Annotated in this window: 24 protein-coding genes and 1 tRNA gene; 7 read left to right on the forward strand and 18 right to left on the reverse strand. The window is 70.9% G+C overall.

Annotation, left to right across the window (positions count from 1 at the left end; translation table 11 throughout):
- Positions 1 to 16: 16 nt before the first annotated feature.
- Positions 17 to 688: an FKBP-type peptidyl-prolyl cis-trans isomerase gene (locus tag KUG39_RS17225; protein ID WP_286192911.1), complete on the reverse strand. Its 672-nt coding sequence runs from the start codon at positions 686 to 688 to the stop codon at positions 17 to 19.
- A 37-nt stretch (positions 689 to 725) separates the two neighbouring features.
- Entirely contained in the window at positions 726 to 1,067 is a 342-nt protein-coding gene (locus KUG39_RS03315; protein ID WP_094585428.1) for a phasin family protein, read from the reverse strand.
- A 68-nt stretch (positions 1,068 to 1,135) separates the two neighbouring features.
- Here KUG39_RS03315 and KUG39_RS03320 point away from each other — a divergent pair, with 68 nt between their 5' ends.
- A complete protein-coding gene (locus KUG39_RS03320) occupies positions 1,136 to 2,662 on the forward strand; it encodes an apolipoprotein N-acyltransferase (RefSeq protein WP_216912935.1) in 1,527 nt (508 codons plus the stop codon).
- On the opposite strand, the gene KUG39_RS03325 is transcribed toward KUG39_RS03320, so the two are convergent.
- The 4 genes from KUG39_RS03325 to KUG39_RS03340 all read right to left on the reverse strand — a co-directional run bounded on the left by KUG39_RS03325 (position 2,643) and on the right by KUG39_RS03340 (position 6,165).
- Complete coding sequence (locus KUG39_RS03325) at positions 2,643 to 3,710, reverse strand: mechanosensitive ion channel family protein (protein ID WP_216912937.1); 1,068 nt, start codon at positions 3,708 to 3,710, stop codon at positions 2,643 to 2,645. The genes KUG39_RS03320 and KUG39_RS03325 overlap by 20 nt on opposite strands.
- 66 nt (positions 3,711 to 3,776) lie before the next feature.
- On the reverse strand, positions 3,777 to 4,475 hold the full coding sequence (locus KUG39_RS03330; RefSeq protein ID WP_190611024.1) for a hypothetical protein: 699 nt from the start codon (positions 4,473 to 4,475) through the stop codon (positions 3,777 to 3,779).
- A gap of 96 nt (positions 4,476 to 4,571) precedes the next feature.
- Complete coding sequence (locus KUG39_RS03335; RefSeq protein WP_216912939.1) at positions 4,572 to 5,597, reverse strand: helix-turn-helix domain-containing protein; 1,026 nt, start codon at positions 5,595 to 5,597, stop codon at positions 4,572 to 4,574.
- Between the two features lie 43 nt (positions 5,598 to 5,640).
- Positions 5,641 to 6,165, reverse strand: coding sequence for a type IV pilin-like G/H family protein (locus KUG39_RS03340; RefSeq protein ID WP_190611027.1), 525 nt, complete (start codon positions 6,163 to 6,165; stop codon positions 5,641 to 5,643).
- A 282-nt stretch (positions 6,166 to 6,447) separates the two neighbouring features.
- Here KUG39_RS03340 and KUG39_RS03345 point away from each other — a divergent pair, with 282 nt between their 5' ends.
- Together KUG39_RS03345 and KUG39_RS03350 are read left to right on the forward strand one after the other, a co-directional pair.
- Positions 6,448 to 7,461, forward strand: coding sequence for a formylglycine-generating enzyme family protein (locus KUG39_RS03345; protein WP_502988631.1), 1,014 nt, complete (start codon positions 6,448 to 6,450; stop codon positions 7,459 to 7,461).
- Positions 7,454 to 10,018 carry an arylsulfatase gene (locus KUG39_RS03350; protein WP_216912941.1) on the forward strand — a complete coding sequence of 855 codons (2,565 nt, stop codon included), beginning with the start codon at positions 7,454 to 7,456 and terminating at the stop codon, positions 10,016 to 10,018. The genes KUG39_RS03345 and KUG39_RS03350 overlap by 8 nt, the downstream gene beginning before the upstream one ends.
- Before the next feature lie 42 nt (positions 10,019 to 10,060).
- Here KUG39_RS03350 and KUG39_RS03355 read toward each other — a convergent pair whose 3' ends face one another.
- The 7 genes from KUG39_RS03355 to ftsH all read right to left on the reverse strand — a co-directional run bounded on the left by KUG39_RS03355 (position 10,061) and on the right by ftsH (position 17,513).
- Entirely contained in the window at positions 10,061 to 10,435 is a 375-nt protein-coding gene (locus KUG39_RS03355) for a hypothetical protein (protein WP_216912943.1), read from the reverse strand.
- Between the two features lie 140 nt (positions 10,436 to 10,575).
- Positions 10,576 to 10,648 (reverse strand) — tRNA-Ala (locus tag KUG39_RS03360).
- A 63-nt stretch (positions 10,649 to 10,711) separates the two neighbouring features.
- Positions 10,712 to 11,326 carry a transcriptional repressor LexA gene (gene lexA / locus KUG39_RS03365; protein ID WP_502690425.1) on the reverse strand — a complete coding sequence of 205 codons (615 nt, stop codon included), beginning with the start codon at positions 11,324 to 11,326 and terminating at the stop codon, positions 10,712 to 10,714.
- Positions 11,327 to 11,423: 97 nt separating this feature from the next.
- Complete coding sequence (gene argF / locus KUG39_RS03370; RefSeq protein ID WP_190611031.1) at positions 11,424 to 12,386, reverse strand: ornithine carbamoyltransferase; 963 nt, start codon at positions 12,384 to 12,386, stop codon at positions 11,424 to 11,426.
- Between the two features lie 46 nt (positions 12,387 to 12,432).
- Positions 12,433 to 13,806 (reverse strand): glycosyltransferase family protein, encoded by a 1,374-nt coding sequence (locus tag KUG39_RS03375; protein ID WP_216912944.1) that lies wholly within the window; start codon positions 13,804 to 13,806, stop codon positions 12,433 to 12,435.
- 219 nt (positions 13,807 to 14,025) lie between these two features.
- Complete coding sequence (locus tag KUG39_RS03380) at positions 14,026 to 15,546, reverse strand: glycosyltransferase family protein (protein WP_216912946.1); 1,521 nt, start codon at positions 15,544 to 15,546, stop codon at positions 14,026 to 14,028.
- A 74-nt stretch (positions 15,547 to 15,620) separates the two neighbouring features.
- Positions 15,621 to 17,513 (reverse strand): ATP-dependent zinc metalloprotease FtsH, encoded by a 1,893-nt coding sequence (ftsH, locus tag KUG39_RS03385; RefSeq protein WP_216912948.1) that lies wholly within the window; start codon positions 17,511 to 17,513, stop codon positions 15,621 to 15,623.
- A 105-nt stretch (positions 17,514 to 17,618) separates the two neighbouring features.
- Here ftsH and KUG39_RS03390 point away from each other — a divergent pair, with 105 nt between their 5' ends.
- From KUG39_RS03390 to KUG39_RS03400, 3 genes are read left to right on the forward strand one after another with little or no spacing between them, the layout of a single operon-like run.
- On the forward strand, positions 17,619 to 18,326 hold the full coding sequence (locus KUG39_RS03390) for an SOS response-associated peptidase (RefSeq protein ID WP_216912950.1): 708 nt from the start codon (positions 17,619 to 17,621) through the stop codon (positions 18,324 to 18,326).
- Positions 18,327 to 18,352: 26 nt separating this feature from the next.
- Positions 18,353 to 18,607, forward strand: a complete 255-nt coding sequence (locus KUG39_RS03395; protein WP_094585441.1) for a Nif11-like leader peptide family RiPP precursor — start codon at positions 18,353 to 18,355, stop codon at positions 18,605 to 18,607.
- Between the two features lie 5 nt (positions 18,608 to 18,612).
- Positions 18,613 to 19,095, forward strand: a complete 483-nt coding sequence (locus KUG39_RS03400; protein WP_216912952.1) for a DUF427 domain-containing protein — start codon at positions 18,613 to 18,615, stop codon at positions 19,093 to 19,095.
- On the opposite strand, the gene KUG39_RS03405 is transcribed toward KUG39_RS03400, so the two are convergent.
- The 4 genes from KUG39_RS03405 to KUG39_RS03420 are packed head-to-tail and all read right to left on the reverse strand — an operon-like array spanning position 19,061 to position 24,319.
- Entirely contained in the window at positions 19,061 to 20,146 is a 1,086-nt protein-coding gene (locus KUG39_RS03405) for a hypothetical protein (protein WP_216912954.1), read from the reverse strand. The two genes, KUG39_RS03400 and KUG39_RS03405, sit on opposite strands and share 35 nt — an antisense overlap.
- 53 nt (positions 20,147 to 20,199) lie before the next feature.
- Positions 20,200 to 21,297, reverse strand: coding sequence for a bifunctional diaminohydroxyphosphoribosylaminopyrimidine deaminase/5-amino-6-(5-phosphoribosylamino)uracil reductase RibD (gene ribD, locus KUG39_RS03410; protein WP_286192912.1), 1,098 nt, complete (start codon positions 21,295 to 21,297; stop codon positions 20,200 to 20,202).
- Entirely contained in the window at positions 21,294 to 21,815 is a 522-nt protein-coding gene (locus tag KUG39_RS03415) for a DUF3122 domain-containing protein (protein ID WP_216912958.1), read from the reverse strand. Before KUG39_RS03415 ends, ribD begins: the two co-directional genes overlap by 4 nt.
- Positions 21,812 to 24,319 carry a GH116 family glycosyl hydrolase gene (locus KUG39_RS03420; RefSeq protein ID WP_216912960.1) on the reverse strand — a complete coding sequence of 836 codons (2,508 nt, stop codon included), beginning with the start codon at positions 24,317 to 24,319 and terminating at the stop codon, positions 21,812 to 21,814. The genes KUG39_RS03415 and KUG39_RS03420 overlap by 4 nt, the downstream gene beginning before the upstream one ends.
- A gap of 95 nt (positions 24,320 to 24,414) precedes the next feature.
- Here KUG39_RS03420 and KUG39_RS03425 point away from each other — a divergent pair, with 95 nt between their 5' ends.
- Positions 24,415 to 26,529, forward strand: coding sequence for an acyltransferase family protein (locus tag KUG39_RS03425; protein WP_216912962.1), 2,115 nt, complete (start codon positions 24,415 to 24,417; stop codon positions 26,527 to 26,529).
- Here KUG39_RS03425 and KUG39_RS03430 read toward each other — a convergent pair.
- Positions 26,499 to 26,777: a DUF8678 family protein gene (locus KUG39_RS03430; protein WP_094585448.1), complete on the reverse strand. Its 279-nt coding sequence runs from the start codon at positions 26,775 to 26,777 to the stop codon at positions 26,499 to 26,501. The genes KUG39_RS03425 and KUG39_RS03430 overlap by 31 nt on opposite strands.
- Between the last annotated feature and the right edge of the window lie 11 nt (positions 26,778 to 26,788).

Genomic DNA, 26,788 nt, shown 5'->3' on the forward strand with positions numbered 1-26,788 from the left:
TGCCCGGGGCAGGGGGTCAGCCCTTGATCTCCAGCAGTTCCACCTCGAACACCAGGGTGGCGTTGGGGGGAATCACGCCACCGGCGCCACGCTCGCCGTAGGCCAGATCGGAGGGGATGACCAGCTTGCGCTTGCCGCCCACCTTCATGCCGGCGACGCCCTCGTCCCAGCCCCGGATCACCCGGCCGGCGCCGAGGGGGAAGGAGAAGGGGCCGCGGCCGTAGCTGCTGTCGAACTCCTTGCCGTTGGTGAGGGTGCCGCGGTAGTTGACCACCACGGTCTGGCCGCTTTTGGCCTCGGCGCCTTCGCCCAGGGCCAGGTCGGTGATGCGCAGGCCGCTGGGGGTGGTGCGTTCGGTGGGGGAGACGAGCTCGCCGCCCAGGGCCGCGGCCCCACTGGAGGCCAGATCGGCGCTGGAGGAATCGGGGGCCATGGTGAACAGGGTGGGGTTGGGGACGTCGGGGTCGAGTTCGAGCGGGGCCGCCACCGCCTGCTTCGCCGCCGGTGCTGTGGCGGGGCTCGCCTGCGGCGCGGTGGCGGGGCCGGAACGGGCCAGGGCCTGCTGGACGCCGGTCTCGGCGGGGGCCGGTGCGGCGGCCTCCACCTGGGAGGGCGACACGAGCTGGCTGACGAAGGCCAGCATCAGACAGGCCACGCAGACGAACGAACTGATCAGGATGTCGCGCATGCGGAAGGACCCGGATGGGGGGATTCTGCCAGTGCGATCAGTCGTTCCCTTCGCCGTTCGCCTGCCGCTGCCGCAGGGCCTGCTCCAGCCGGTCGATGCGACCGCGCAGTTCGTCGAGTTCACGCTGCCGGGCCAGGCCCAGGTCCTGCAGCAGCTGGTCACGGTTGCGCTCCAGCTGGCGTTCGGCCTGCTGTTCCACCTCCGGCGTCTCGCCCCGCAGGGCGCGCATGACGTCCTCCACCAGGGCGGAGGCGTGGCTGGGGTCGAGGCGGCCGCTGCTCACCCATTCCTGGCTGACGTACTTGAGCCGGTCGGCCACCAGCGAGGTGGTGCCGAGGCCGCGCAGCAGCAGCATCTGCAGCAGATTGCCCTGGTCCATGAAAGAGGTTTCCTTGGGGAAACGGCGTGACTCTTCTCTGACCTTGGCGCCTCCTGCGCCCGGCGACCATGGGCAATGACCGGCGTGCCGGCTGGGTCGCCGCCGCAGCCGGTGGGCTGCTGGCGGGGGCGGCCCTGCCGCCGGTGGGCTGGCCCTGGCTGCTCTGGCCCGCCGTGGTGCTGCTCTGGTCCCTGACGGAGAGTCGCACCGGCAGCGTCTCGGCGCCGCGGCGGTTCCGGCGCGGCGGGCTGTGGGGGCTGGCGGCGGTGCTGGTGAGCCATCGCTGGCTGCTCTGGCTCCACCCCCTCGACTGGATCGGGGTGCCGGGCCCCCTGAGCCTGCCCATCTGCCTGGCGCTGTGGCTGGCCATCGGCCTGGCCGGTGCCCTGCTGGTGGGGGCCTGGACGGCCCTGGTGGGTCGGCTTGATCCCGCACGACCCAGCACGGCCCTGCTGGCGGCGGCCCTCTGGGGCCTGGCGGAGGTGCTTCTGGCCAAGGGTCCCCTGTTCTGGCTGGGGCTGGGGGCGGCGGCCCTGCCGGGGGACCGGGCCCTGGCCGGCCTGGCGGCCGTCGGGGGAGCCGGGTTCCTGGCGGCGCTGCAGCTGCTGATCGGCTGGGGCCTCTGGAGGGCGCTGCGGGGCCTGCCCGCCCAGCGTGCCCGCTGGCTGCTGGTCACGCTGGCCCTGGTGGCCACCTGCCACCTGGCCGGTCTGGCCCTGCTGGCCCAGGCCGGGGCCGAGGGCGGCGATGGTGATGGCCGTGGCGATGGCAGCGGCGATGGCGGCAGGACCGAGCGCTGGCTGGTGCTGCAGCCCGCCATCCCCACCCGGGAGAAGTTCGAGGCCGACCAGCAGCGCCGGCTGCTGCAGCGGCTGGCCTTCGCCCAGCGCCAGGCGGCCGCGGCCGAACCACCGGTGCAGGGGGTGCTGCTGCCCGAAGGATCCCTGGCCCTCGGCCAGCTCCTGCCGGAGGCGGCGCCGGTGGAGGTGCTCAGCGGCGGCTTCCGCCGCGAGGGCCTGGAGCTGCGCAGCAGCCTGCTGCGCTTCGAGCCCGACCAGCGCCAGGCCGGCGGCTGGGTGGACAAGCACCGGGTCGTGCCCCTGGGCGAATGGGTGCCCCTGGCGAGCCTGTGGCGCTGGAGCGGTCTTTCGGCGGTGGGGGGCATTGAACCGGGGACAGCCTCCCGGCTGCTGTCGCGGCCGGGGGGGGATGTGGCCGTGGCCATCTGCTACGAGCTCTCCGACGGGGCGGCCCTGGCCGCCGCCACCAGGGAGGGGGCCCGCTGGCTGCTGGCCAGCGCCAACCTCGATCCCTACCCCCTGCAGTTGCAGGGGCAGTTCGCCGCCCTGGCCCAGCTGCGCGCCATCGAGACCGGCCGCTGGCTGGTGAGTTCCGCTAACACCGGCCCGAGCCTGCTGGTGGACGCCGGCGGACAGGTGCTGGAGACGCTGCCCCCGGGCCGCCCCGCCACCGGCCTGCTCACCGTGCAGCAGCGCTCAACGCTCACCCCCTACGACCGCTGGGGCGAGAAGCCCCTGATCGGCCTCGCCCTGCTGGCGGGGGCCTGGCGCTGGCTCAGCCGGGCGCCGGGCTGATCCGGGCCGTCGCCGGTTCCGGGGCCGCGGCGGCGAACTCGATGCCCTGCGACTGGAAGGCCTGCAGGATCCCGAGGTTGATGGCCTGCTGCAGGTCGAGGTAGACCACGACGCTGCTGTCGGGGACGAAGAACACGTACTGGAACTCCAGGGCGCCGTCGGCGAAGCGCAGGAAGTGGCAGCGATCGAAGGCTGCCGGCGGATGGGCGCGGATCACCTCCTCCACCAGCCCCGCGATGGAGGCGGCTTTCTCGGCCGCCATCCGATCCGACAGGCGCAGGGTCTGGGCGACCCGGCGCCGGGGCAGATCACCGAAGTTGCGGATCGTCTTCTGGAGGAGTTCCTCGTTGCCGATCACGATCCGCTCGCCGCTGAGGCTGCGGATCGAGGAGGAGCGGATCCCCACCCGCTCCACCGGTCCGAGCACATCGCCGAAGCCGATCAGATCGCCGATCTGGAAGGGCTTGTCGATGACGATGGTGAGGTAGTTGATGAAGTGGCTCAACGGCCCCCGCAGGGCCAGGCCGACGCCGATGCCGGCCCCCGCCAGGGAGGCGTAGACGGCCCCGAGCGGCACCCCCTGCTGCTGCAGGAACACCAGGGTGCCCAGCCCCCAGAACAGGGCCCGGATCATCGGGGCCAGGGCCCGGAGGGTGCTGGTCTGCTCCTCCCGCCCCAGGCGCTGCAGGGACCGTTCCAGCAGCAGCAGCAGGCTGCGGTTGAGCAGCCGCACCACCAGCACCGTCGCCACCAGCAGGGCCGCCCCCTCCACCAGCCGGTCCGGTCCGGGGTCGAAGCGCAGCAGCGCCCAGTCCCTCACCAGGGACCGCCAGCCCCAGACCACCATGGCCAGGTAGCCGAGCGAGGCCAGGCTGTGCAGCAGCAGGGGCGTGATCGCGCCATCGGCTCCAGGGCCAGCGGCGGCCTCCGGCGGGCGTTCCAGGCGCAGCAGCCGGCGCCGCAGCAGCCGCACCACCAGCCAGACGGCCGCCGAGCCCAGCAGCACGCGGGCGAGTGCCATGGCCAGGGCGAATCCCGGGGGGCTCATCGCTTGAACGGAAAGGGGATCACCCTTGCATGGGCCCTCGGCGGCATGGGCCCCACGGGGCGGGCTTCAGGTGAGGACCGGCTGGGGGGGCTGGCCGGCGGGCCGGGACACCAGGATCTTGCGCAGGGCCAGGCGAGCCGGCCCATCTGGCTCGGCGCCGGATTCAGGGGCGACCAGCTCCGCTGCTGGCTCCGATCCGTCCAGCTCGCCATCCTGGGGGTCGAGCAGCTCGATCACGGCCTGGCGCACCCCCGACAGGCGCCGCTCCAGCCTGAGGCGCGCCCGCTGCTCCTGCTCCAGGTCCTGAAGGAGTGCCCGGCGCTCGTGCTCCGCGGCCTCCTGGAGCTCGGCTTCCCGGGCAGCAGCGGCCTCGGCGGCCTCCTGGAGACGCTGCTCCACGGCCTCCTCGCGTCGACGGTCCCGCTCCCGTTCGGCCTCCTCCAGGGCCGCCTGCTCCGCTTCGGCGATGGCCAGCTGCTGCCGGATGGCCTCGTGGAAGCGCTCCACCTCCGCTTCGGCCTGGCGCCGGCCCTCGAGGGCCTCGGCCAGCTCGGCGGCGAGCCGCTCCCGTTCCAGCCGGGCGTCCTCCAGCTGGGCCGCCACCTCGTGGGCGCGGGTGGCGGCGGCGGTCTCCAGGTGGCGCCGGAAGCGGCGCTCCTGCTCCAGTTCCTCGCGCAGGGCATCGACTTCGCCGGTGGTGGCGGCGATCAGGCTCTGGGCCTGGGCGGTGAGGGCCTCGACCGCCTGGATGAAGGAGCTGGACATCGGCGTGCGGGGGGAAGGACGCTGGCCTTGCTCTAAGTCTGCGGGGGGCGGCCTGTCGGTAGCGAAGCGCTCCACCATGGGTGGGGGCCGCTGGCCTCAGTCGGCGCCGGTCCGTGATCGGCGCAGCAGCACCGAGGGGGCGATGCCGTAGCGGCGTTGGAAGCCGGCGGCGAAGGATGACAGCTGCCGGAAGCCATGGCGGCGGGCGATGACGGCCACGGTCTCCCCGGGCTGGGCCCGCTGCAGATCACGGTGCACGGCCTCCAGTCTCTGCCGCTTCACCCATTGCATGGGGCTGCAGCCGAAGCGCCGTTGAAACAGATACTGCAGGTTGCGCCGGGAGTAGGCACTGCGCCGACTGAGCTCGGTGGCGGTGATCGGGGTGTGCAGGTGGGCCTGGATCCACTGCAGGAGTTCGTCGAAGGGGCGATCCCGATGCGGGTCGGCGAGAGAGCCATCGATCCCCCGGACCGCTTCCGGGCACACCAGGGCGGCCACCAGGCGATAGAGCAGATCCTCGAGCTGGGGGGCGGCGAGTCCGCCCACCGGCCCCAGCAGTGGCGCGTCCAGCATCCGCAGCGCCAGGTGGAGGTGGCGCAGGAGTTCGGCCTGCTGGCCCGGTTGGCTGCCATCCACCACCAGGGGGCTTTCGAAGCGCGGCCGATGGCGGCCGGGATCCCTGCCGCTGCCGGCGAGGGTGGAGGCCGTTGCGGCGAGCCTGCGGCGATCGAGGCAGATCATCACTTCCTCGAAGGTTCCGGTGCTGGCCGTGAAGGCGGCACCGGGGAGGTAGGCGGCCATCGGACCCCCCTGCAGCCGCAGCGTCTGTCCATCCGTTCCCACCTGGCCCTCCCCCGCCAGCGGCAGGGTCAGGGTGGCGAGGTCGCCGTCGTCGAAGCTGATCTCCAGGGGGGAGTGGCGGCTGCAGGACACCGCCACGTCGCCGACGTGGATCACGCCGCTGCGATGGAAGAAGCCCCGCTCCTGCGGCCCCTCGAGGAAGGCGCTCAGGGGGAAGGTCTGGGCCACCCGCGCCAGCAGGGCGTCGGAATCGGTCACCTCCACCGCCCGGGACTCCAGCAGCGTCAGCGGCACCGTGCCGGTGGGTTCAGCGGGCGGCATCAGGGCTGCGCGGGGGCCAGCGAGCTGAAGCTACCGCCGGCCGTCATTCGTTGACGATCGAGGCCGTGACTTCGACCGAGGCATCGCCGCACTGCACGATCCGGCCGGTGGGATTGGCCACCAGGCTGCCGAGCACGAGCTGGGGGTCCGCCGGGCGGATCTGGCCGGGCTGGATGTTCATGCAGATGATCGTGGTGATCCTCGGGTTCTGGGTGGGGGTGAGGAAGGCGGCTCCCACATAGGCATTGAGCTGGCCCACCTTGGCGGTCTGGGCCGGAATCACATAGCTGTAGGCCGCTTCAGTGGTGGTGCGGACGGCGTAGTCGAAGGACGCCGGCAGGGTGATGCCGAAATCCTGCTGAATGTTCGAAACCGTGGCCCGGAAGGCGCCGTTCTTCTGGTAGTAGGTGCGCTGCGCTTCCATCATCCGGGCCACGGCATTGAGCGCCGCCGTCTGATCAGGGCTCGCCTGCGGCTGCGCCCCGGCGCCGGGGCAGGCCATGGCGATGCCGAGGCCCAGGGTGGCGAGCAGCGCCGAGCTGGCGTGGCGGAACAGGGGGGAGGTCATGGGCGGGGTTCCGATCTTCTGGCTCGCCACCGTGCCACGTGGCCCGCCTTTCCTGACAGGATCCATGCCGCACTGTTGCGCCGCTGCGACAGTCTTGCCGACCTGCGTTCATTGGCGGCCGGGCCGCCGATGGTGATGGGGTGCGCTGTGCCAATCCGCTGTGCCAACGAGTGTGTCGAAGGTGATCGATGCGACCCTGAATCGCTCATTGACGCCTCCAAAATGCGGGCCGTGAGCCATCCGCAGGGCCCAGCGAATCCGTGCTTGTTCGAATCCTTGCTCGTGCATCGTCCTGAGGCCTGGAGCTTTCCGGTGCTGGCCGCCCTGCTGATCCTGGCTCTGGGGGTGGTGCTGCTGTGGCCCGCTCCCGCCCCGGCGGCGGACCCATGCCCGCCGACGATGGCCCCCATCCCCGGCGGTCGCTACCGCATCGGCGCGGCGGGCCGCCTGCCGGAGGAGGCGCCGTCCGAGGCGCCGGTGCGGCTGCAGCCCTTCTGCATCGCCCGCACGGAGGTGACCAACCGTGAGTTCGCCGCCTTCGTGGCCGCCACCGGCTACCGCACCCAGGCGGAGCAGCCCCTGCCCCAGGAGCAGTTCCCGGAGCTGTCCGCCGCCGAGCGCCGCCCCGGCTCGGTGGTGTTCCGGCCGCCGTCCCCCGGAGAGCCCCTGGCGGAGCTCAGCTGGTGGCAGTGGGTGCCCGGGGCCGACTGGCGCCACCCCGAGGGCCCCGGCAGTTCCATCGACGGCCGTCTCGACCATCCGGTGGTGCAGGTGTCGCTGGCGGATGCGGAGGCCTACGCGGCCTGGGCCGGCGCCGCCCTCCCCAGCGAGGTCCAGTGGGAATTCGCCGCCCGGGGTGGCCTGCGGGATCGGGCCTTCAGCTGGGGCAACACCTGGCGGCCAGGCCAGGCCAACACCTGGCAGGGGGAGTTCCCCGTCAGCAACACCGCCGACGATGGCTTCACCGGCACCGCTCCGGTGGGCCGCTTCCCCCCCAATGGCTACGGGCTCCACGACATGACCGGCAATGTCTGGGAGTGGACGGCGGACTGGTACCGGCCAGGCCACGATCGCCTCGCCGGCCAGGACGATCCGGTGCTGGCCGACCCGGCCGCCAGCAGCGACCCGCGGGAGCCCGGGGTGGCCAAGCACGTCATCAAGGGGGGCTCCTTCCTGTGCGCCCCGAACTACTGCAGCCGCTACCGGCCGGCGGCACGGGAGGCCGAGAGCCCCGACACCGGCACCTCCCACATCGGTTTCCGACTCGTTTCCCCCGCCCTGACGACCCATGGCTGAACGTCCCCTGTCCCGCCTGAGCGTCGCGCTCGGCCGCCTGCTGCGGCGCCTGGTGCCGGCGTGCCTGGCCCTGGCCCTGGTGGGCTGGTCGTTCAGGGCCGTGCCGGCCCTGGCCCAGCGGATCACCGGCACGCCCGGAGCCCCGAATGCCACCACCACGATCTCCGGCACCCAGCTGCCCGCCCCGGCGCCCCCCTTCGGCGGGGTGATCAAGGATGGGGCGCTGCAGTCGAAGCCCTGGTGGGCGCCCCGGATCACTCCGCCCCAGAGCGCGCCCAACGTGCTGCTGATCATCACCGACGACGCCGGATTCGGCGTGCCGAGCACCTTCGGCGGCGTGATCCCCACCCCGGCGATGGAGCGCGTTGCCAAGGCGGGTCTCCGGTACAACCGCATGTTCTCCACGGCGCTGTGCTCCCCCACCCGCGCCGCCCTGATCACCGGCCGCAACCACCACTCCGCCGGCTTCGGGGTGATCTCGGAGCAGTCGACGGGCTTCCCCGGCTACAACAGCATCATCGAGCGCGACAAGGCCACGATCGGCCGCCTGCTCAAGGACAACGGCTATTCCACCGCCTGGTTCGGCAAGGACCACAACGTGCCCGCCTTCCAGTCCAGCCAGAGCGGCCCGTTTGATCAATGGCCCACGGGCATGGGCTTCGAGTACTTCTACGGCTTCGTGGGTGGGGACGCCAACCAGTGGCAGCCCAACCTGTTCCGCAACACCACCCAGATCTATCCCTTCGAGGGCAAGGAGCCCGGCACCTGGAACCTGGTCACGGAGATGGCCGATGACGCCATCGACTACATGGCGCGGATGCATCAGATCAACCCCAGCAAGCCGCTGTTCATCAAGTACGCCCCCGGGGCCACCCATGCCCCCCACCACCCCACCAAGGAGTGGGTGGACCGGATCCACGCCATGCATCTCTTTGATGACGGCTACGAGAAACTGAGGGAGCGCATCTTCGCCAACCAGAAGAAACTCGGCGTGATCCCGAAAGACGCCAAGCTCGACCCCTGGCCCGCCGATGTGATCACGCCCTGGGACAAATTGAGCCCGGAGGCCCAGAAACTGTTCATCCGCCAGGTGGAGGTGTTCGCCGCCTACGCCGCCTACAGCGACTACGAAATCGGCCGGGTGATCCAGCAGTTCGATGACCTCGGCAAGCTCGACAACACGCTGATCATCTACATCAACGGCGACAACGGCACCAGCGCCGAAGGCGGTCCCCTGGGCACCCCCAACGAAGTGGCCTTCTTCAACGGCCTCAACAAGCTGCCCGTCGAGGTGCAGATGAAGTTCTACGACGTATGGGGCACCGATCTCACCTACAACCACATGTCGGCGGGCTGGAGCTGGGCCTTCGACACCCCGTTCAGCTGGTTCAAGCAGAACGCCTCCCGCCTGGGCGGCGTCAACCAGAACATGGTGGTGTCGTGGCCGGCGCGCATCAAGGACAGGGGCGGCCTGCGTGAGCAGTTCGTGCACGTCATCGACGTGGTGCCCACGATCCTGGAGGCGGCGGGCTTACGGGCACCCGAGGTGGTGGATGGCATTCCCCAGAAGCCGATCGAGGGCACGAGCTTCGTTTACACCTTCGATGGCAAGAATGCCAAGGCGCCCTCCAGGCACGAGCGCCAGTACTTCGAGATGATGGGCCAGTGGGCCCTCTACGACAAGGGCTGGCTGCTGAGCACCAAGGTGAACCGGGCCCCCTGGGACGCCTTCGGCCCGGCCAACCCCGATCCGCTCAACAACCAGACGCTGGAGCTCTACAACCTCAACACTGATTTCAGCCAGACCACCGACCTGGCGTCCCAGAACCCCGGCAAGCTGAAGGAGATGAAGGCGGCCTTCATCGCCGAGGCCAACAAGTACCAGGTGTTCCCCCTGGATGCCTCGGTGGCGGCGCGGATTGTGGCGCCCCGGCCCAACATCACCGCCGGCCGCAGCGAGTTCGTCTACACCCATCCGATGGTGGGGCTGCCCCAGGGCGCTTCGCCTGTGCTGCTCAACACCTCCTACACCGTCAGCGCCGACATCGAGGTGCCGGCCGGCGGCGCCGAGGGCATGCTGCTCACCTCCGGCGGCCGCTTCGGCGGCTACGGCTTCTATCTGAAGAACAGCAAGCCCGTGTGGGTCTGGAACATGGTGGATCTGGAGCGCCTCAAGTGGGAGGGCACCGAGCCCCTCACCCCTGGCAAGCACAAGGTGGAGTTCGACTTCGTCTATGACGGCAAGGGGGCCGGCACCCTGGCCTTCAACGACTTCAGTGGCGTCGGCCGCCCGGGCACCGGCACCCTCAAGGTGGACGGCAAGGCGGTGGCCACCAAAACCATGGCCAAGACCCTGCCGATGATCCTGCAGTGGGACGAAAGCTTCGACGTGGGCTCCGACACCCTCACCGGCGTCAACGACGCCGACTACCAGCCGCCGTTCCGCTTCACCGGCACCCTCGACAAGCTCACCCTCAAGCTGGATCGGCCCAAGCTGTCGCCGGAGGAGATCAAGGCCCTGGAGGCGGCGATGCGCACGAAGGCGGCCAGTGAGTGACCCAGACGCCCAGGCTCCTGTGGTGCCTCAATCCGAGGTTTCTCAGGGCCTGGTGGGGCAGAGCCGCCGCCATTGCCCCAGGGCCTCTCCGGCGGCGAAGTACTTGCGCAGGCCCATCGCCGCGTCGTAGCGCTGCTTCTGCGGCGAGCCGGCCCAGGTGGCGGCGGGGCAGGGCTGGGGAGCGGCTCCAGCCTTGGGCGGCTGTTCGGCCGCATCCACCCCCAGCCGCAGCCGGAACAGGCCTTCCTGGCCGTACTGCTGGCGGAAGGCCTCCCGATCGATCGGTGCCAGGGAGCTGTTGTTGGGTTCCACGATCCCCTGCGCTTGGCCGATGGACGGGACGAGCAGGGCCAGTCCCGCCGCGAGGCCTGCGGCCTGACGTCGCCGCCATGGGGCCCGGGGGGAACGGGTGGTCAAGGGGCAGCGGGCAGGGGATCCGGCCATCCTGTCGGCTGCACTGGCGCCGGCCATTTCCGGCTCAGCCAGCTTGCCCACAGCACCAAGGCCCCCCAGGGGCCCGATCAAAAAACCCCCAGGGGAGCCCAGGATCAAAGAAATGGAGCCAAGCGGACTCGAACCGCTGACCCCCTGCATGCCATGCAGGTGCTCTACCAGCTGAGCTATGGCCCCATTGGTGCGCCGGTTTCCCGGTGCTTGAGGAGCTTACAACGTGGTGGTGCGGGCCCGGTCCCTTCAGACCTGACGCCAGACCGCCACCAGGCGGCCCTGCACGCTCACCTGGTCGGCGGGCAGGAGGATCGGTGCGTAGGCGGGGTTGGCGGCCTCCAGCCGCACCTGGGCCCCCTGGCGGTGGAAGTGCTTGAGGGTGGTGCCGCTGCCGGGCACCAGGGCGCTCACGATCGTGCCCTCCCGCAGCCGGGAGGGGTCGGCGACGGGCTCCATCAGCACCACGTCGCCATCGGCGATGTGGGCGTCCACCATCGAGTCGCCGTTGACGGTGAGGGCGAACAGGCCGCGGGTGTCGAGCACCGGGGCCAGATCGAGGTGCTCCTGCACGTCGTCGAAGGTTTCCACCAGGCCGCCGGCCGCCACGGCCCCGAGCACGGGGATGCCCGCGGGGGCGTGGCCCAGGAGCTGGAGCGTGCGGGCCTGGCCCTCCTGCCAGGTGATCCAGCCCTTCTGCTGCAGGTGGCGCAGGCGGCTCTGGATCGGCGCCGGCGACCGAAGGCCCATGGCCTCCATCATCTGGCGGATCGAGGGGCTGTGGCGGTGGCTGCCGATGTAGTCGGCGAGCCAGTCGTAGAGCTGCCGCTGGGCCTCGGTGAGCTCCTGGTGGGTGGCGACCACGGGCAGTACGGATGAACCACTCCCTTTCTGCCATCCCGCGCGCGGTTTGTCCAGGGCCGGGCCTGCCGCTGCCCTCCGGAGCCCGCCGGTGGCGCCCTCAGTCGCTGACGCCCCCCAGCAGGGTGGCGAGCAGGGCCTGCTGCACGTGCAGGCGGTTCTCCGCCTGGTCGAACACCCGGCTGGCGGCCCCCTCAATCACACCGGCGCTGATCTCCTCACCCCGGTGGGCGGGGAGACAGTGCAGCACGATCGCCCGCGGATCGGCCTCGGCCAGCAGGTCCTCGTCGAGGCACCAGCCGCTGAAGGCCTGCTCCCGCTGGGCCTGCTCCTCCTCCTGGCCCATGGAGGCCCAGACATCGGTGTAGAGGACATGGGCCCCCCGGGCCGTCGCCACGGGGTCCTGCAGCACCGTGATCGAGCTCCGCCCGCCGCTGAGGGCCCGGGCCTGCTCCACCACCGCCGGGCTGGGGGCGAAACCGTCGGGGCTGCCGATGCGCACGTCCATCCCCAGCAGGGCCCCGACGAGCATCAGCGAGTGGGCCATGTTGTTGCCATCGCCCACGTAGGCCAGGGTGAGGCCGTGCAGGTCGGTGGGGCCGTGGCCGAAGCTCTCCTGGATCGTCAGGGCATCGGCCAGGGCCTGGCAGGGGTGCTCCAGGTCGGTGAGGGCGTTGATCACCGGGATCGAGGCCCAGTGGGCGTAGTCGACCAGGTCCTCCTGGGCGAAGGTGCGGATCGCAAGGGCATCGCAGTAGCGGCTCAGCACCCGGGCCGTGTCGGCGATCGGCTCGCCCCGGCCCACCTGGGTGACCGCCGGGTTGAGGTCGATCGTCTGGCCGCCCAGCCGGGCCATGGCGACGATGAAGCTCACCCTCGTGCGGGTAGAGGCCTTGGAGAAGATCAGCCCCAGCACCCGGCCGGCCAGGTCGATACGCCGCTCACCCACCTTCAGCTGGCGGGCCAGCTCCAGCAGGGCGAGGGTCTGGGGACCGTCGAGGTCGGCCGAGGAGAGCAGGTCGCCGCCCTTGAGGGCGGCGAGCGGGGCTGAGGGGGACACCATGGCCCACGTCCCAAAGAACCCTTATGCGAGATCGACCCCCCCCACGTCAAGGGGGACAGGGGCGCAGGCCGTGGCGCGCGGGCTGCGCCGGGCTGGTGCGGGGCAGCAGGATGAACGAGGTTGCCTGCCAGGCTCCCGGCGCTTCCCAGCAGGCCAGCTGCGGGTTGGCGGCGCCCAGTTCCTCCATCCATTCCCGGCTGCCGTGGAACGCCAGCAGCGGCTGCCGCAGGGGCCCGGGGTCCGCTGGGTCCCGTTCCGTCAGATCCCGCAGCTGGCCGGGCCGGAAGTAGGTGCCCATCAGGGCATCGGTGCGCCAGCCCGTGCTCCAGCAACCACCGGCGCAGAGGCCGGTGCTGTTCACGAAGGCCGCCATGGTCTGATAGTTCTCCAGTGGTGTCTGTTTCTCCGCCAGCATCCGCTGGCCGGTCCGCAGCTGCAGCAGCAGCACGGTCGCCAGCAGAACGGCCAGCGCGGTGCGGCGGAAGCGGCCCAGACCGGCACTGAGCTCCCAGCCCGTCCCCACCAGGTAGGCCACGGCCGGCAGCACCACGATGGTGTAGCGGGCCTGGCTCATGGGCTTGATCGGATCGATCACCAGCATCAGCGCCAGGAACAGGCCGATCACCAGCAGCAGGTAGCGGGCCTCCCCCAGGGCCTGGGGCAGCTGGTGGGTCAGCCCCACGAGGAAGCGGCGCAGGTTCCGCCAGGAGCCGAAGGCGCAGCCGATCCCCACGGCCAGGCCGACCAGGCCCAGGACGGCCAGGTCTCTCTGGTCCAGGTCCAGCACGGGAAGCAGGCCGCGGCTGAACTGCTCCAGGGTGCCGATGATCGGCGTCACCTCGATCCAGTCGATCCGGTCGAACTTGGCGCTGATCGAACTGGTCAGCCCATGGCCGAGGGGCGGGAGCAGCAGCAGCAGCCCCAGGCCGAGCGCGTCCCGCCGTCGCCGCAGCACCCGTCCATCAGCGGCGCTCACCGCCAGCACCACCAGCACGAACAGCAGCGAGAAGTAGTGCGTCAGGGTCAGCAGCACGCAGGCCAGAGCGAAGCCCCAGCGCAGGGCGGCCTCGTGGCGTCCCGGCCGCTGGCGCAGCAGCAGGGCCGTGCCCAGCATCAGCGTCGACAGCGCCAGTGAGAGGGCGTAACTGCGCGCCTCCTGGGCATAGAAGAGGAAGGAGGGGCTGGTGCCCAGGAAAGCCACCGTGGCCAGACGGCGACCGCTGCCGCGTCCGGAACTGCCCAGGGCCGCCGTCACCAGGCCGAGGGCCGCGATCAGAAAGCTGAGGCTGCGGGTGGCGCTCTCCCCGCCGCCGAAGACCCCGATCCAGAGCTTCAGCAGGACCTGGTAGAGGGGGGGATGGGTATCGGGGAGCAGCCAGTCCCGGAACAGCACAGCCCAGTCGGCGCTGCTGGCAGCCACCGACCAGATCTCATCGGACCAGTAGGAATAGGCCGTGGTCAGCCCCTGTCCGGCTGCCCAGAGGCAACCCAGGATCAGGACGGCGGTCAGAAGTCGCCGGGGAGGGCGCTGGAACGGTCGGGAGGGGGGTGGGGTCGCCGACGGCTCTCTCCCCACCTGCATCACACGGCTGAACGGATACCAGTGGCGGGACTTTAGGGCTGATTCACACCTCCCACATCAAGGGCAGGGGCGCAGGCCGTGGCGCGCCGGCTGCGCCGGGCTGCTGCGGGGCAGCAGGATGAACACGGTGGCTTTCCAGGCGCCTGGTGCCTCCCAGCAGGCCATCTCGGGGTTGTTGGCCATGGGGCCCTTCAGCTTCGGGTAAGCCCTGCGAAATCCGAGCAGCGGACGATCCAGCCGCGTCTGGGCCAGCGGGCTACCGGGATCGAACGGCATCAGCTGGCGGGAGCTGAAATAGGTGTGCGTGAGCGCCTCCGGGAACCAGCCGGTGGACCAGCATCCCTTGCCCGGGCCACAGAGGTCGCTTTCGGCCACGAAGCTGGCCAGGAGCTTGTAGTTCTCCAGGGGCGCTCGCTTGACGGCCAGGTGCTGGGTGCCGATTCGCAGCTGCAGCAGCAGCACAGCGCAGAGCAGGCTGGCCAGGGCGACGCGGCGAATCCGGCCCAGGCTGATGCTGAGCTCCCAGCCGATTCCCACGAGGTAGGCCAGGGCCGGCAGCACCACGATGTAATACCGGCTCTGCGACATCGGCCGGAACGGATCGATCGCCAGCATCAGTCCCACGAAGGCGAGGATCACCGTCAGGAGGAAGCGGGCTTCCCCCAAGGCGGCTGCCTTGCGGCTGGCGGCTCCGGGCTTGAGCAGGGGAAGGGTGGCGGCTCCGATGCCGCCGACGAGGCCGATCAGGATCAGCAGGCCTCGCGGACCCTGTCGGGGATCGAGCAGCGGCAGCGTTCCCGCAAGGAACTGGGTGATCGTGCCGCTGATCGGCGTGACCTCAATCCAGTTGACGCGGGTGAGATTCTCCGCGGGGGAGCTCAACAATCCGTGGCTGAGTGGCCACAGCATCAGGAGCAGCAGCAGGGGGATCGCATGGCTCCGCGATCGGAAGACCGATCCCTCGGCCGTGACCACCGCCAGCACCACCACCACGAAGATCAGGGAGAAGTAGTGCGTCAGGGACAGGAGCAGCGCGGAGATCGCGAACCCCCAGCGCAGGGCGGCCCCATGGCGCCCCTTCCGCTGACGCAGCAGCAGGGCCGCGCCCAGCATCAGCGTGGAGAGCAGCATCGAGAGCGCGTAACTGCGCGTCTCCTGGGCATAGAAGAGAAAGGCGGGGCTGGTGCCCAGGAAGGCCACCGTGAACAGGCGCCGGCCTGCACCGCGCCCTGAACTGCCCAGGGCCGCCGCCACCAGGCCCAGGGCGGCGATCAGAAAGCTGAGGCTGCGGGTGGTGGGCTCCCCGGTGCCGAAGACTCCGATCCAGAGCTTCAGCAGGGCCTGGTAGAGGGGGGGATGGAGGTCGGGGAGCAGCCAGTCATGGAGCAGCCCACCCCAGTCGGCCCGACTGGCGGCCACCGACCAGAGCTCATCCGACCAGTAGGAGTAGGCCGTTTTCAGACCCTGGCCCGCCATCGCCAGGCAGAACAGGATCAGCAGCCCCGTCAGGGCCGCCGCAAAAAGGGGTCGCGTCCGGTGGGGTTTGCTGGGGGGCCAAGGATCGGCGTGGTCCTTCACCCGGCCCTGCCGCAGGACTCCAAGGGGAATCTACGGTCCGTCACGGTATCCGGCCCGCCGGACAGCAGAGCCCCTTAGGCGGCGGCCCCCTCCAGCACCGCCGCATCGGGCAGCTGGCTGGAGGCCAGCAGCTGCTTGAGTTCGTCGCCCTCAATCACCTCCTTTTCGAGGATCTTGTGGGAGATGGTCTCCAGCAGCTCGCGGTTGTGGTGCAGGATCGCCAGGGCCCGGTCATGGGCCCGATCCACCAGACCGCGCACCTCCTTGTCGATCTCCAGGGCGGTGGCGTCGCTCACGGCCCGGCGGGGGTTCGAGTTACCCCCCAGGAAGCGGCTGCCACCCTGTTTGTCGTAGGCGAGGGGGCCGAGGGTTTCGCTCATGCCGTAGGTGCCGATCATCTGCTCGGCGATGTCGGTGGCCCGCTGCAGGTCGTTGGCGGCGCCGGTGGTGACCTCACCGAAGACCACCTCCTCGGCGGACCGCCCGCCCAGCAGCGTGGCGATCTGGCCTTCGAGATCCTCCTTGGAGTTCAGGAACCGCTCCTCGGTGGGCAGCTGCAGGGTGTAGCCGAGGGCCGCCATGCCGCGGGGCACGATCGAGATCTTCGCCACCTTGCTGCCGCCGGGCATCAGGTGGCCCACGATCGCGTGGCCCACCTCGTGGTACGCCACCACCTTCTTCTCGTCGGGTTGCAGCACCCGGCTCTTCTTCTCGAGGCCCGCCACCACCCGTTCGATGGCTTCGTTGAGGTCGGCCTGCTCCACGGTGGTGCGGTAGGCCCGGGCCGCCAGCAGGGCCGCCTCGTTCACCAGGTTGGCCAGGTCGGCGCCGGCGAAGCCGCTGGTGGCCTGGGCGATCTTGTCGAGGTCGACGCCTTCGGCCAGCTTCACCTTCTTGCCGTAGATGTCGAGGATCATCTTGCGGCCGGAGAGGTCGGGACGGTCTACCAGCACCTGGCGGTCGAAGCGGCCTGGCCGCAGCAGGGCGGCATCGAGCGTTTCCGGCTGGTTTGTGGCCGCCAGCACGATCACCGGCTTGTCCTGGGCGGTGAAGCCGTCCATCTCGGTGAGCAGCTGGTTGAGGGTCTGCTCCCGCTCGTCGTTGCCTCCCACCACGCCCATGGAGCCCGAGCGGCTTTTGCCGATGGCATCGAGTTCGTCAATGAAGATGATGCAGGGGGCTTTCTTCTTGGCTTCCTCGAACAGGTCGCGCACGCGGGCGGCGCCGGCGCCCACGAACAGCTCCACGAATTCGGAGCCGGAGATGATGAAGAAGGGCACGCTGGCTTCACCGGCCACGGCCTTGGAGAGCAGGGTCTTGCCGGTGCCGGGGGGGCCGACCAGCAGCACGCCCTTGGGGATGCGGGCGCCGATGTCCATGTAGCGCTGGGGCGTCTTGAGGAAGTCGACAATCTCGGTGAGCTCGGTCTTGGCTTCGTCGACGCCGGCCACATCGGCGAAGGTGACGCGCGACTCCTCATCGGGCACGTAGACCTTGGCCTTCGATTTGGTGAAGCTCAGGGCCCCCTGGGCGCCACCGCCCATGCCGCTGCGGCGGGCGAAGAACTGCAGCACCAGGATGAAGATCAGCGGCGGCACCACCCAGCTCAGGGCCGTGGTGATGAAGCTGGGCCGCTTCGGCGGCGCCGCGGCGAACTCGACCCCGTGCTGCTCCAGTCGCTGGGGCAGCTCCATGTCGAAGATCGGGGTGGTGGAGAGCACCGTGGGGGCGCCTTCCTCGGGGGGCTTGGTGAGCTCGTAGCGGATCTGGTCCTGGGTGATGTAGGCCCGCTTGACGTTGTCGTCGTTCACCTGGTCGATGAACAGGGAGTAGGGCACCCGGGGCACCTGGGTGGCGGGGTTGGGCAGGAAGTTGCTGAACAGCAGCAGCACACCGAAGCCGATCAGGAGCAGGTTGACGATGCCGAAACGCCGGGTGGGGCGATTGTCGTCCTGACGGATGGCCATGCTGCGCGCAACGTCGAATGGGCCCAAGCTAGGTCTGGTCGTCACCCGCCGTTCCCACCCCCGGTCGGGAGAACCGAACGCCCCGCCCTCGGCTTCCCACCCCCCATGTGCGGCCGCTACTCCCTGGCCACCCGCCTCGACCAGCTGCTGCCCCGGCTGAAGGGCCCGCTGCCCCCGGGGCTGGAGGACCATTACGCCCCCCGGACCCAGGTGCGGCCGGGGGAGCCCGTGCTGCTGCAGCGCCAGGAGCACGGCCGCCTGGAGGTGGCCCTGGCCCTGTGGGGGCTGGTGCCGGACTGGTGCCCTGACCCGGCGGGTCGCCGCCGACCCATCAACGCCCGCAGCGAGACGGTGGGGGAGAAACCCTTCTTCCGCGGCGCCTGGCGCCACCGCCGGGCCCTGATCCCCGCCGATGGCTTCTACGAATGGCAGACGAGGACGGTGGACGGCCGTGCCGTGAAGCGGCCCTGGCTGTTCCGTCGCCGGGATCGGCGCCCCTTCTGGCTCGGCGGGCTCTGGGACCGCTGGCTGGGGGCGGACGGAGGGGAGCTCGAGACCTGCGTCGTGCTCACCACCGCCCCCAACGACCTGCTGGCCCGGGTGCACGACCGCATGCCGGTGGTGATCCCCGACGGGCTGGAGGAGGCCTGGCTGGAGACCGTCGATGGCCCGGCCCTGCGGGCCCTGGAACCCCTGATGGCCCCCTGGGACCCGGCGCCGTGGGAGGCGGTGAAGCTGGAGATGGGGCAGCCGGCCACCGTTCAGCTCGATCTGCTGGCCTCCGCCGCCGCCGGCGACCCGCCGGGTCGCTAGAGAGGGAAGGCCCTGATGCCGGTCCCATGAGCCTCGACCAGCTGGATGCGTTTCTGGCCCACGCCAGGACCGATGCCGCCCTCGATCGCCGCCTCCACGACCCGGCCGACCCCCCCGATCTGGCGGCGTTCCTGGCCCTGGCCCGCGGCGCCGGTTTCGCCGTCGATGAGGCCGATGTGATCGCCGCCCAGCAACGGGCCGAGGCCGGCCTCAGCGACGAGGAGCTGCAGGCCCGGGCGGGGGCCGAGGCCCGGCGCCTGCGCCACTTCATTCCCGGCTGATCCCCATGGCCGAGCCCGTCGCCAGCTATCCCCGGCCCCCGGCACTGCTGACCTGCAGCCAGCACGTGCGGGTGGAGGCCCTGGGGCGGGTGCTGTGCGACACCCATCGCAGCCTGCGGGTGCTCGAAACCTTCCATCCCCCCGTCTTCTATCTCTCTCCGGAGGATGTGGATCTGACCCTGCTGGAGTCCGCGGTCGGCTCCAGCTTCTGCGAATGGAAGGGCGTGGCCCGCTACTTCGACCTGGTGGCACCGGACGGCGCGGGCGGGCAGCGCCGCCTGCGAAGGGCGCTGTGGAGTTACCCCTCACCCACCCCGGCCTTCGAGGCCCTGGCCGGCTGGCTGGCCTGCTACCCGGCGCTGATGGACGGCTGCTGGGTGGATGGGGAGCGGGTGGTCCCCCAGCCCGGCGGCTTCTACGGCGGCTGGATCACCAGCGCCGTGGAGGGCCCGTTCAAGGGGGATCCGCGGCATCCGGAGCTGCGCTGAGTACGGACCTCGCCCCTGCCCCCGTCGGGGGTCGCCAGTGGAGCAGCAGGTCGAGGCGGTTGGAGGAGCGCTGCCATGCATCGACATAGCCAGGCAGCCGCAGCATCTCCACGTTCACCCGGTCGGTGTCCAGCATGGTTGGGTTCAGATGTTCGGCCAGGAAGACATCCGTGCAGTGGAACTGGCGGATGCGCTCAGAGAGCAGGGCGGCGGCCAGGGCGAAGGTGCCGACTCCGGAGGTGGCCAGATGAATGGCGTGGCGCAGAAGCTGGAAATCCTCTTCGACGGATCCGCAGACAAGGTCATGGATGGGGAACAACGAGAGCACGGCATCCAGCAGCGGGTGGGTGGTGCCTGGTTCCGTCACGATGATGGCCCTGCGGTGCCGTTCGCTGAGCTCTCGATAGAAGTGGAGAGGGTTGGTGATGTAGTACCGATTCTCCAGGTTCGCCACATCTCCACCACGCAGATGAATCACCAGCGTGCTCTCCAGTTGGGCGCCTGAAAACGTTCCCGGTGGAGGTCTGCGGATGTGCGGGAGCAGATGGGTGCGGGCGATGCGGTGCGCCTGCCGGTGGATGTACTGACGGCCGAGAAGGCAGTCACGACGAGGCTTATCGCCCTTCGCAAAGGCCATGCGTTGATGGCCTGAGCGGGAGAAACCGTACTCCATGTAGTGAAAGAAGAGGCCAGACAGATGCGTCCGGGCTGCCGCAGAGGTGTCGCTACGAAAGTCAAGGCTGAACGCCTTCACGATGTTGCGCAGCGGGCCGGACTGGATGAAGTCCTCGTCCACCTGCACCGATCCCCGGAAGGCTTCGGCATGGGCGATCACCACGATCAGCTGCTGGATGTTGTTCCCGGTTCTTCCGTACCATTGGGCCAGCGTGAAGGTCGCGGCTCCGGAGGGAAGGCTCAGGCGCAGTTTCCTCCGTTGCAGCCGAAGCCGGCGCAGCAGGCCCCAGGTCTGCTGCGCCGCTCTCCACCCCACCACATGTCGTTTCGCCCGACGCTTCAGGTCTGACCAGCGCAGCGGGCGGATGGCGGGCATGGCGTCGGCGACATCTCGTGGGGGCTCAGCAGCTGAGGTGCTGACTTTGCCCCTCAGGTTGGCCCGTCCACAGCACCCTGCCAGAGGAGGTCCCGGCCCAGCCAGCCGATGGCCGCGTCCGCCAGGGACCAGCCGTCCTCCAGGTTCTCCAGGCCCAGGTCCCCGAGGGCGGTGCGGGCGGCGTGGCCGCCGAGCAGCTTCGGTGCGATCACCGCGGCCAGCTGCTGCACGCAGTCCTGGCGCAGGGCCGCCGCCGCCAGCGCGGGCCCGCACTCCCACAGCACCCGGTTGCAGCCCCGCCGGGCCAGGGCGATCGCCAGCGCCGCCGGTTCGCAGGCCTCCAGGGCCAGGCGTTCCACCCCCAGCCGATCGAACCGGTCGCGGCGATCCTGGGGCGCCTCCGGTCCGTGGACCAGCAGCGTCGCCGCCGGGGCCGGATCCCAGAGTTGAGCCGCCGCCGGCAGATCCAGGCCGCGGCTGAGCACCACCCGCAGCGGTTCGGGCGTGCGCCGCCCCCGGCTGGTGAGCAGGGGGTCGTCGGCCCGCACCGTGCCGCCACCCACGATCACCGCATCGCAGCGGGCCCGCAGGCGGTGCACCCAGTCCCGGGCCCCCGGACCGCTGATCCACTGGCTGACGCCGTTGGGCAGCGCCGTGCGGCCATCCAGGCTCATGGCCCACTTGAGGATCCCCAGGGGCCGGGCGGTGGCGATCCGGTGCAGAAAGGGCCGGTTGAGCCGGCGCGCCTCGGCTTCCATCACCCCTTCGATCACCTCCAGGCCCGCCGCCCGCAGCCGGGCGATGCCGCCGCCGGCCACCCGGGGGTTGGGGTCGGCCATGGCCAGCACCACCCGGCCGATGCCGGCGGCGAGCACCGCCTCGCTGCAGGGGGGGGTGCGGCCGTGGTGGCAGCAGGGTTCCAGGGTCACGACCAGGGTGCCGCCCCGGGCCCGCTCCCCCGCCTGGGCCAGGGCCCCCACCTCCGCATGGGCCTCACCAGCGCGCGCATGGAATCCCTCCCCCACCAGCTGCCCGCCTGGGTCGAGCACCACGGCGCCCACCAGGGGATTGGGGCTGGTGCGGCCCTCGGCGAGGGCGGCCAGCTGCAGGGCCCGGGCCATCCATGGATGCCAGGGGGAACCGGGGCTCATGGGGCGGGGGCGTCCGGCAGGCTGCGCCATTCGGCCACCACGTAGGGGGGCACCGCCAGTTCACTGAACACCCGCGGCAGCCGCAGCCGCAGGGGCCGGTTGCGCTCCAGATCGGCCAGCAGCGGAGCCAGGTCGAACTCGGCCGCGGCGGCGCGGTTGTCCCGGGCCAGGGCGGCACTGGCCAGGGTGACGTCCTCCAGGTCCCAGCGCAGCCGGCCGCTGCGCACCTCCAGGGCGGTGGGATGGTCGAGGCGCACCTTGCCGGGGTAGCCCACGATCCGCAGCCGCAGCGGTCCACCCGGCGGCCCTTCCCGGTAGGCGACCACCTGCCAGCTCTGGTCGTCGAGGTCGCGCAGGCTCTCCAGGCTGCGCACCACCGGCGTGCCCTCGGCGTCCGGGTGGGCATGGACCTGGGCCAGGGCCGCCGACGGGGCGATGGCCAGGATCAGGGCCAGCAGGGGGGCCAGCAGGGGGGCCAGCAGCAGAACCTCGATCCGCCCGAAGGTCCGCTGGCTCATGGCTGGCGCTCGGCGCCGGGGATCGGCTGCCAGCCGGTGTGGGTGGCCCAGAGGGCCCAGATCGCCATGGCCCGCAGGTAGTGGCAGGCCCGGAAGGTGCCGGCGGCGGTGATCGCCTCCGGGGTGCGGAACTGCAGGCCCCCCTCGTACACCTGACGCACGACGGCGCCGGTGATGGCGAAGGCGGTGCCGCTCTGGTCCATCAGCCGGTAGTAGGCGGCCAGGCCGAAGTTGATGCCGGTCCAGACCTCCAGCGGATGGGTGCCCTTCGGATCGAGGGGGGTGCCGTCGCGGCGCAGGCCGTTGGCCACCCCGAGGCGGCCCCCCTCGAAGGACTCGAAGCAGGCCTCGCGGATCGCGTTCAGGGCCGAGCGGGCCCGCTCGTCGGCCACCACCGGCGGCAGCCCCAGCAGGCGGGAGTAGAAGTCGCCGCAGAGCTGGTCGGCCATCACCACCGGGGTGCCGCTGCCGGCATCGATGGCGTAGTACTCGCCGTTCCAGAGCAGGGCATCGAAATGGCGGCGGGACTGCTCCAGCCAGCCGCCGAAGCGCCGCTGCTCCTCGGCGGTGTCCAGACCGAGCTCCAGCTGCAGTTGCTGGCCGATGGCCAGGGCCGCCTCCAGGGCGGCGATCCAGAGGGCACCGCAGTAGGCGCTCACCCCCTGCAGGGGCCAGTCGTCGAAGGTCTGGTCCGGGGCACCGCCGTTGTCGGGCAGGCCGTCGTCGTTGACGTCGAACTGCTTGAGGTAGTCAAGGGCGGTCACCGCCGCCGGCCAGCAGTCCGCCAGGAAGGTGATGTCCCGGCCGCTGGGGGCCAGCCGGTAGGTGCGCCAGACCTGCAGCACGAAGTCGCTGGCCAGGTCCTTCCAGAGGTTGCAGTCCTGGTAGGCGGTGTAGTTGGTGGCGTCGAAGGGGCGCTCGTTCGGGGCCCCGAGGTCGTGGGGGGTGGCGCCGGCCACCTTGCGGGCCGCCTCCACCCGGCCCCGCCCCTGGGTGAAGTACCAGCCGATCGGCCGCGGCGTGGCATCGGCGGCGGGGATGGCGCGGGCGAAGCTGCGCAGCACGGCCTTGTCGAGTTCGGGCCAGAGCTGCAGCAGGGCGAAGGAGCCGTACAGCCGCACGTCGAGGCTTTCGTACCAGGCGTAGTCGAGGCACTCGAGCACCCCGAAGCGTCCCACCGGATCGCCGGGGCTGGCGGCCGTCCAGAGGCTGCCGCCGCTGGCCAGGTCGTAGAGCTCGTTGAGCAGGGCCATGCGCAGCGGCTCCGCCAGGTCGTGGCGCTCCACCACCGGCGCCTGCCAGGCCTCGATCGCGGCCTGCCAGTCGCGCCATTCGGCCAGGGCTTCGCCGGCGATGGCGGCGGCGTTGTCGCCTTCGGCGGAGAAGAAGTCGGTGAAGCGGCGCAGGGCCCGGGTGCCGGTGGCGAAGGCCGTCACCGGCAGGTCCCAGCTGATCACCACCGGGATCTCGAGCGAGGCCCCGGGCTCCAGCCGGAAGCGCACCGCCAGGGCGGCGCTGAGGGGATCGTCGCCGGTGCTGCGGCGGTCGTTGTCGCTGTCGGGGATCGAGCCGTCGCGGCTGAAGGGTTCCCAGAGTTCCGCCCCGTCGCCGCTGGGATCCCAGCGGCTGCAGCGGAACACCTCCAGCCCCGGGTGGTTCAGGGCCGCCTCGTCGGGCACCGCCAGACACCATTGCCCTTCCCCTTCGGCCAGGGGCTGGGAGCGCTCCCCCTCCAGCAGCAGCCCCTTGAGGCCGGCCGCGTCGACCCAGCGGTTGCGCTGCCCCTTGCCGCGGCCGATCGCCGGCACGTAGTTGTGCTCCGGGCTGCCGTCATCCCGGAAGTGGACCTCCGCCGCCGGGTCGGTGTTGGTGAACCAGCCGACGGTGTTGCGCCAGCTCAGCAGCAGGGACAGATCCAGCGGCTGATTCGTTGGGTTGCTGAACGTCCAGGCGAAGACGGCGACCGGGTAGCTGGTGCGCTGATAGTCGCCGGGAAGGATCGGGCTGAAGGCCTCGCAACGCACGTCGGCGCTGAACACCGCGGCGTAGTGGTGGGAGCTGATCGGGTAGCGCACCGCCACGGTGCCGCTCGGCTGCTCCGGCGTGGCGGCGGGGTACCAGTTCCAGGCGGCCAGCGGCGGGCCGGCGTCGGGGCGGGAAGCGTCAGAGACGGGGGTGGTGGCCAGGGCATGGGCCCGCCGCCCGTCGCCGTCCTGCTCGAAGAGGGCGAACTGGCAGTCGGGCAGCACGCCGAACCAGTGCTCGCCTCCGTCGAGGTGCCAGAGGTTGAAGGCGCCGTCGATGCCCCGCCCCAGGCAGCCGGCGCCGAAGCCTCCCAGGGGCATGCCGTGGTTGGGGCCGTCGTCGAGGTTGCTGGCGTAACGCACCGTGTAGGGCTGGCTCCAGCCCTGGCCGAAGGGCCGCGACCAGCTGGCCTCGGGGGGCTGCCAGGGACTCCTGCCGCGCCGCAGGTTGTGGAGAGCGGAGAGGCCGAAGGGCGCCATGGGGCCAGACGAGGTGGGCCCAGCTTGTCAGAGCTGGCCCCTCAGCGAGTGCCCATCCAGATCGCCATTACCCTGCCTGCAATCGTCGGAGCGGCGTGAACTCTCTTGTGCGGCTTTTCGGCACGGGCATCCTGCCGCCGCAGCGCTCCAGGGCCTATCGGCCCGAGATCGACGGCCTGCGGGCCGTGGCCGTCCTTGCGGTGCTGATCAACCACCTCGATCCCCGCTGGTTGCCGGGTGGCTTCCTCGGCGTCGACATCTTCTTCGTGATCTCGGGCTATGTGGTCACCTCGTCGCTGCTGGCGCGGCGGGATGGCAGTCGCTGGCAGTTCCTGCGCCGCTTCTACGGCCGCCGGATCCGACGCCTGATGCCGGCGCTGGTGGTGAACATCGCCGTCGTCTCGGCCCTGTTCTCGATGCTGGTCTCGCCGCTCGATGATTTCTTCGCGCCGGTGATGCGGACCGGCACCGCCGCCCTGTTCGGGGTCTCCAATCTCTACCTGCTCCGTCAGGGCTCGAACTACTTCGCCACCGACAACCACTTCAACGCCTTCATGCACACCTGGTCGCTGGGGGTGGAGGAGCAGTTCTATCTGGTCTGGCCGACGGTTCTGCTGCTCTGCGGTCTGGGGGTGGCCGGGGCCGGCAGCGGCGCCCTGCGGCGGCTCAAGCTGGCCAGCCTGCTGCTGCTGGCCCTGTCCCTGGCCCTCTATGTGGGGCTGAGCCTAGGCGGCAACGCCGAAAGGGCCTTCTTCCTCACCACCGCCCGGTTCTGGGAACTGACGGCGGGTTGCGTGGCCTACCTGCTCCATCGCGGCAGCGGCAGCGCCCGCGACCTGGGCCAGAAGCTGGCCCTGCCCCGCTGGCGTCAGCCCCTGGCCCTGCTGGCCCTGGTGGCGTCGCTGGCCCTGCTGCTGCTGCCGGAGGCCTGGAGCCTGGGCACCACCGTTGGGATCACGGCGCTGACGGCGCTGCTGCTGCTGCTCCTCCAGCCGGCCGGGGGCATCGGCCGCTGGCTGTGCCATCCCGCCTGCCTGGCCATCGGCATGGTCTCCTACTCGCTCTATCTCTGGCACTGGCCGGTGATCGTGCTGGCCCGCTGGACGGTGGGGTTCAACGCCGTCACCCTGCTGCCGGTGCTGGTGCTGATCACCCTGTGCACGGCCCTCTCCTATCGGCTGGAGTGCCTGTTCCGCTACGGCCACCCCGCCATCCCCGGCCTTTTCTATCCGGCCATGACCGTGCTGGTGGCCGTCTTCAGTGCGGGGCTGCAGGGACCGCTGCTGGGCCGGATCTTCGTCGGTGAGCGCCGCCACGCCGTCGGCACCACGGCCAACATGAAGCGCATCGGCGGCACGACCGTCGACACGGTCCACTGCTTCCAGGAGCCCACCGATCCGGTGGCCAGGGGCGATGGTCCCGACCCCTGCCTGGCCCTGGGGCCGAAGGGTAAGGACCTCCCCACCCTCTTCTTCCTGGGGGACAGCCACACCCACGTGCTGATTCCCCTCGGGGAGAAGCTGCTGGCCAGCGGCCGCTTCAACGTGTCCTTCATGGCCCGGGGCGGCTGCCCGGTGCCCTTCTTTCCCCGCTGGGCGGAGGGCGCCCCGGAGCAGACCCGCTACCGCCGCTGCCGCCCCTACGCCGACAACGAGGAGCGCCGGGTGCTGGCCCGCCTGCGGCCTGGAGACCGGGTCGTGCTGGTGTCGAATCTGGCCGGCCACCTGGAGGGAATCCAGGGGGAGACCCGCTTGAACGCCGAGGCCTCCTATGCCGCCGCGCTGCGGCGATTCGATGCCGAGGTGCGTCGCCGTGGGGCGGACGTGGTGGTGTTCGGCCCCCTGCCCACGTTCCCCCAGCTGAAGATCGGCGGTCCGCTCACCCTCTGCCAGACGGAGTGGTTCCGTCCCGCCTGGTCCCTCGGTTCCCAGTGCCAGCCGGTGCTGCGGCCGCGCCGGCAGGAGCTGGCCGCGATCGCTCCGGCCCAGCGCCTGCAGGAGCGCACCATCCGCGACCTGGCCGGCACGCGCCTGTTCACCCCCTTCGACAGCATCTGCCCGCCGACCCAGGCCGTCTGCTCCAGCGTCCGGGCCGGGACGCCGCTTTACAGCGACGAGACCCACCTCACCAACGCGGGTGCCCTGCTGCTCTATCCCCGCCTGATGGCCTTCCTCGAGGGTCAGGCGGACGGGGCGCCGCCACCCAGCTGATCGCTCCCCAGCTGATCGCTGCCCAGCTCCTGCTCGATCAGGGCATCGAGGGTCACGGCGCTGCGCACCAGGGACTGGTAGCGCTGCACCACCCGCCGGTTGCGCTCCAGCCAGCTGCCGGCGTCCCCACCGCCCCCGAGTGGGTGGCCGCCCGGGCCTGAGCGGTCGTCATCCAGCAGCTCGAGATCACTCTGGTGGGCCAGCAGGGCGACCACCAGGCTGTGGATCCGCTGGCGTCGATCGCTCATGGGCAGGGGGG

The organism is Synechococcus sp. CCAP 1479/10 (genome assembly GCF_019038515.1).
Classification (GTDB): domain Bacteria; phylum Cyanobacteriota; class Cyanobacteriia; order PCC-6307; family Cyanobiaceae; genus Cyanobium.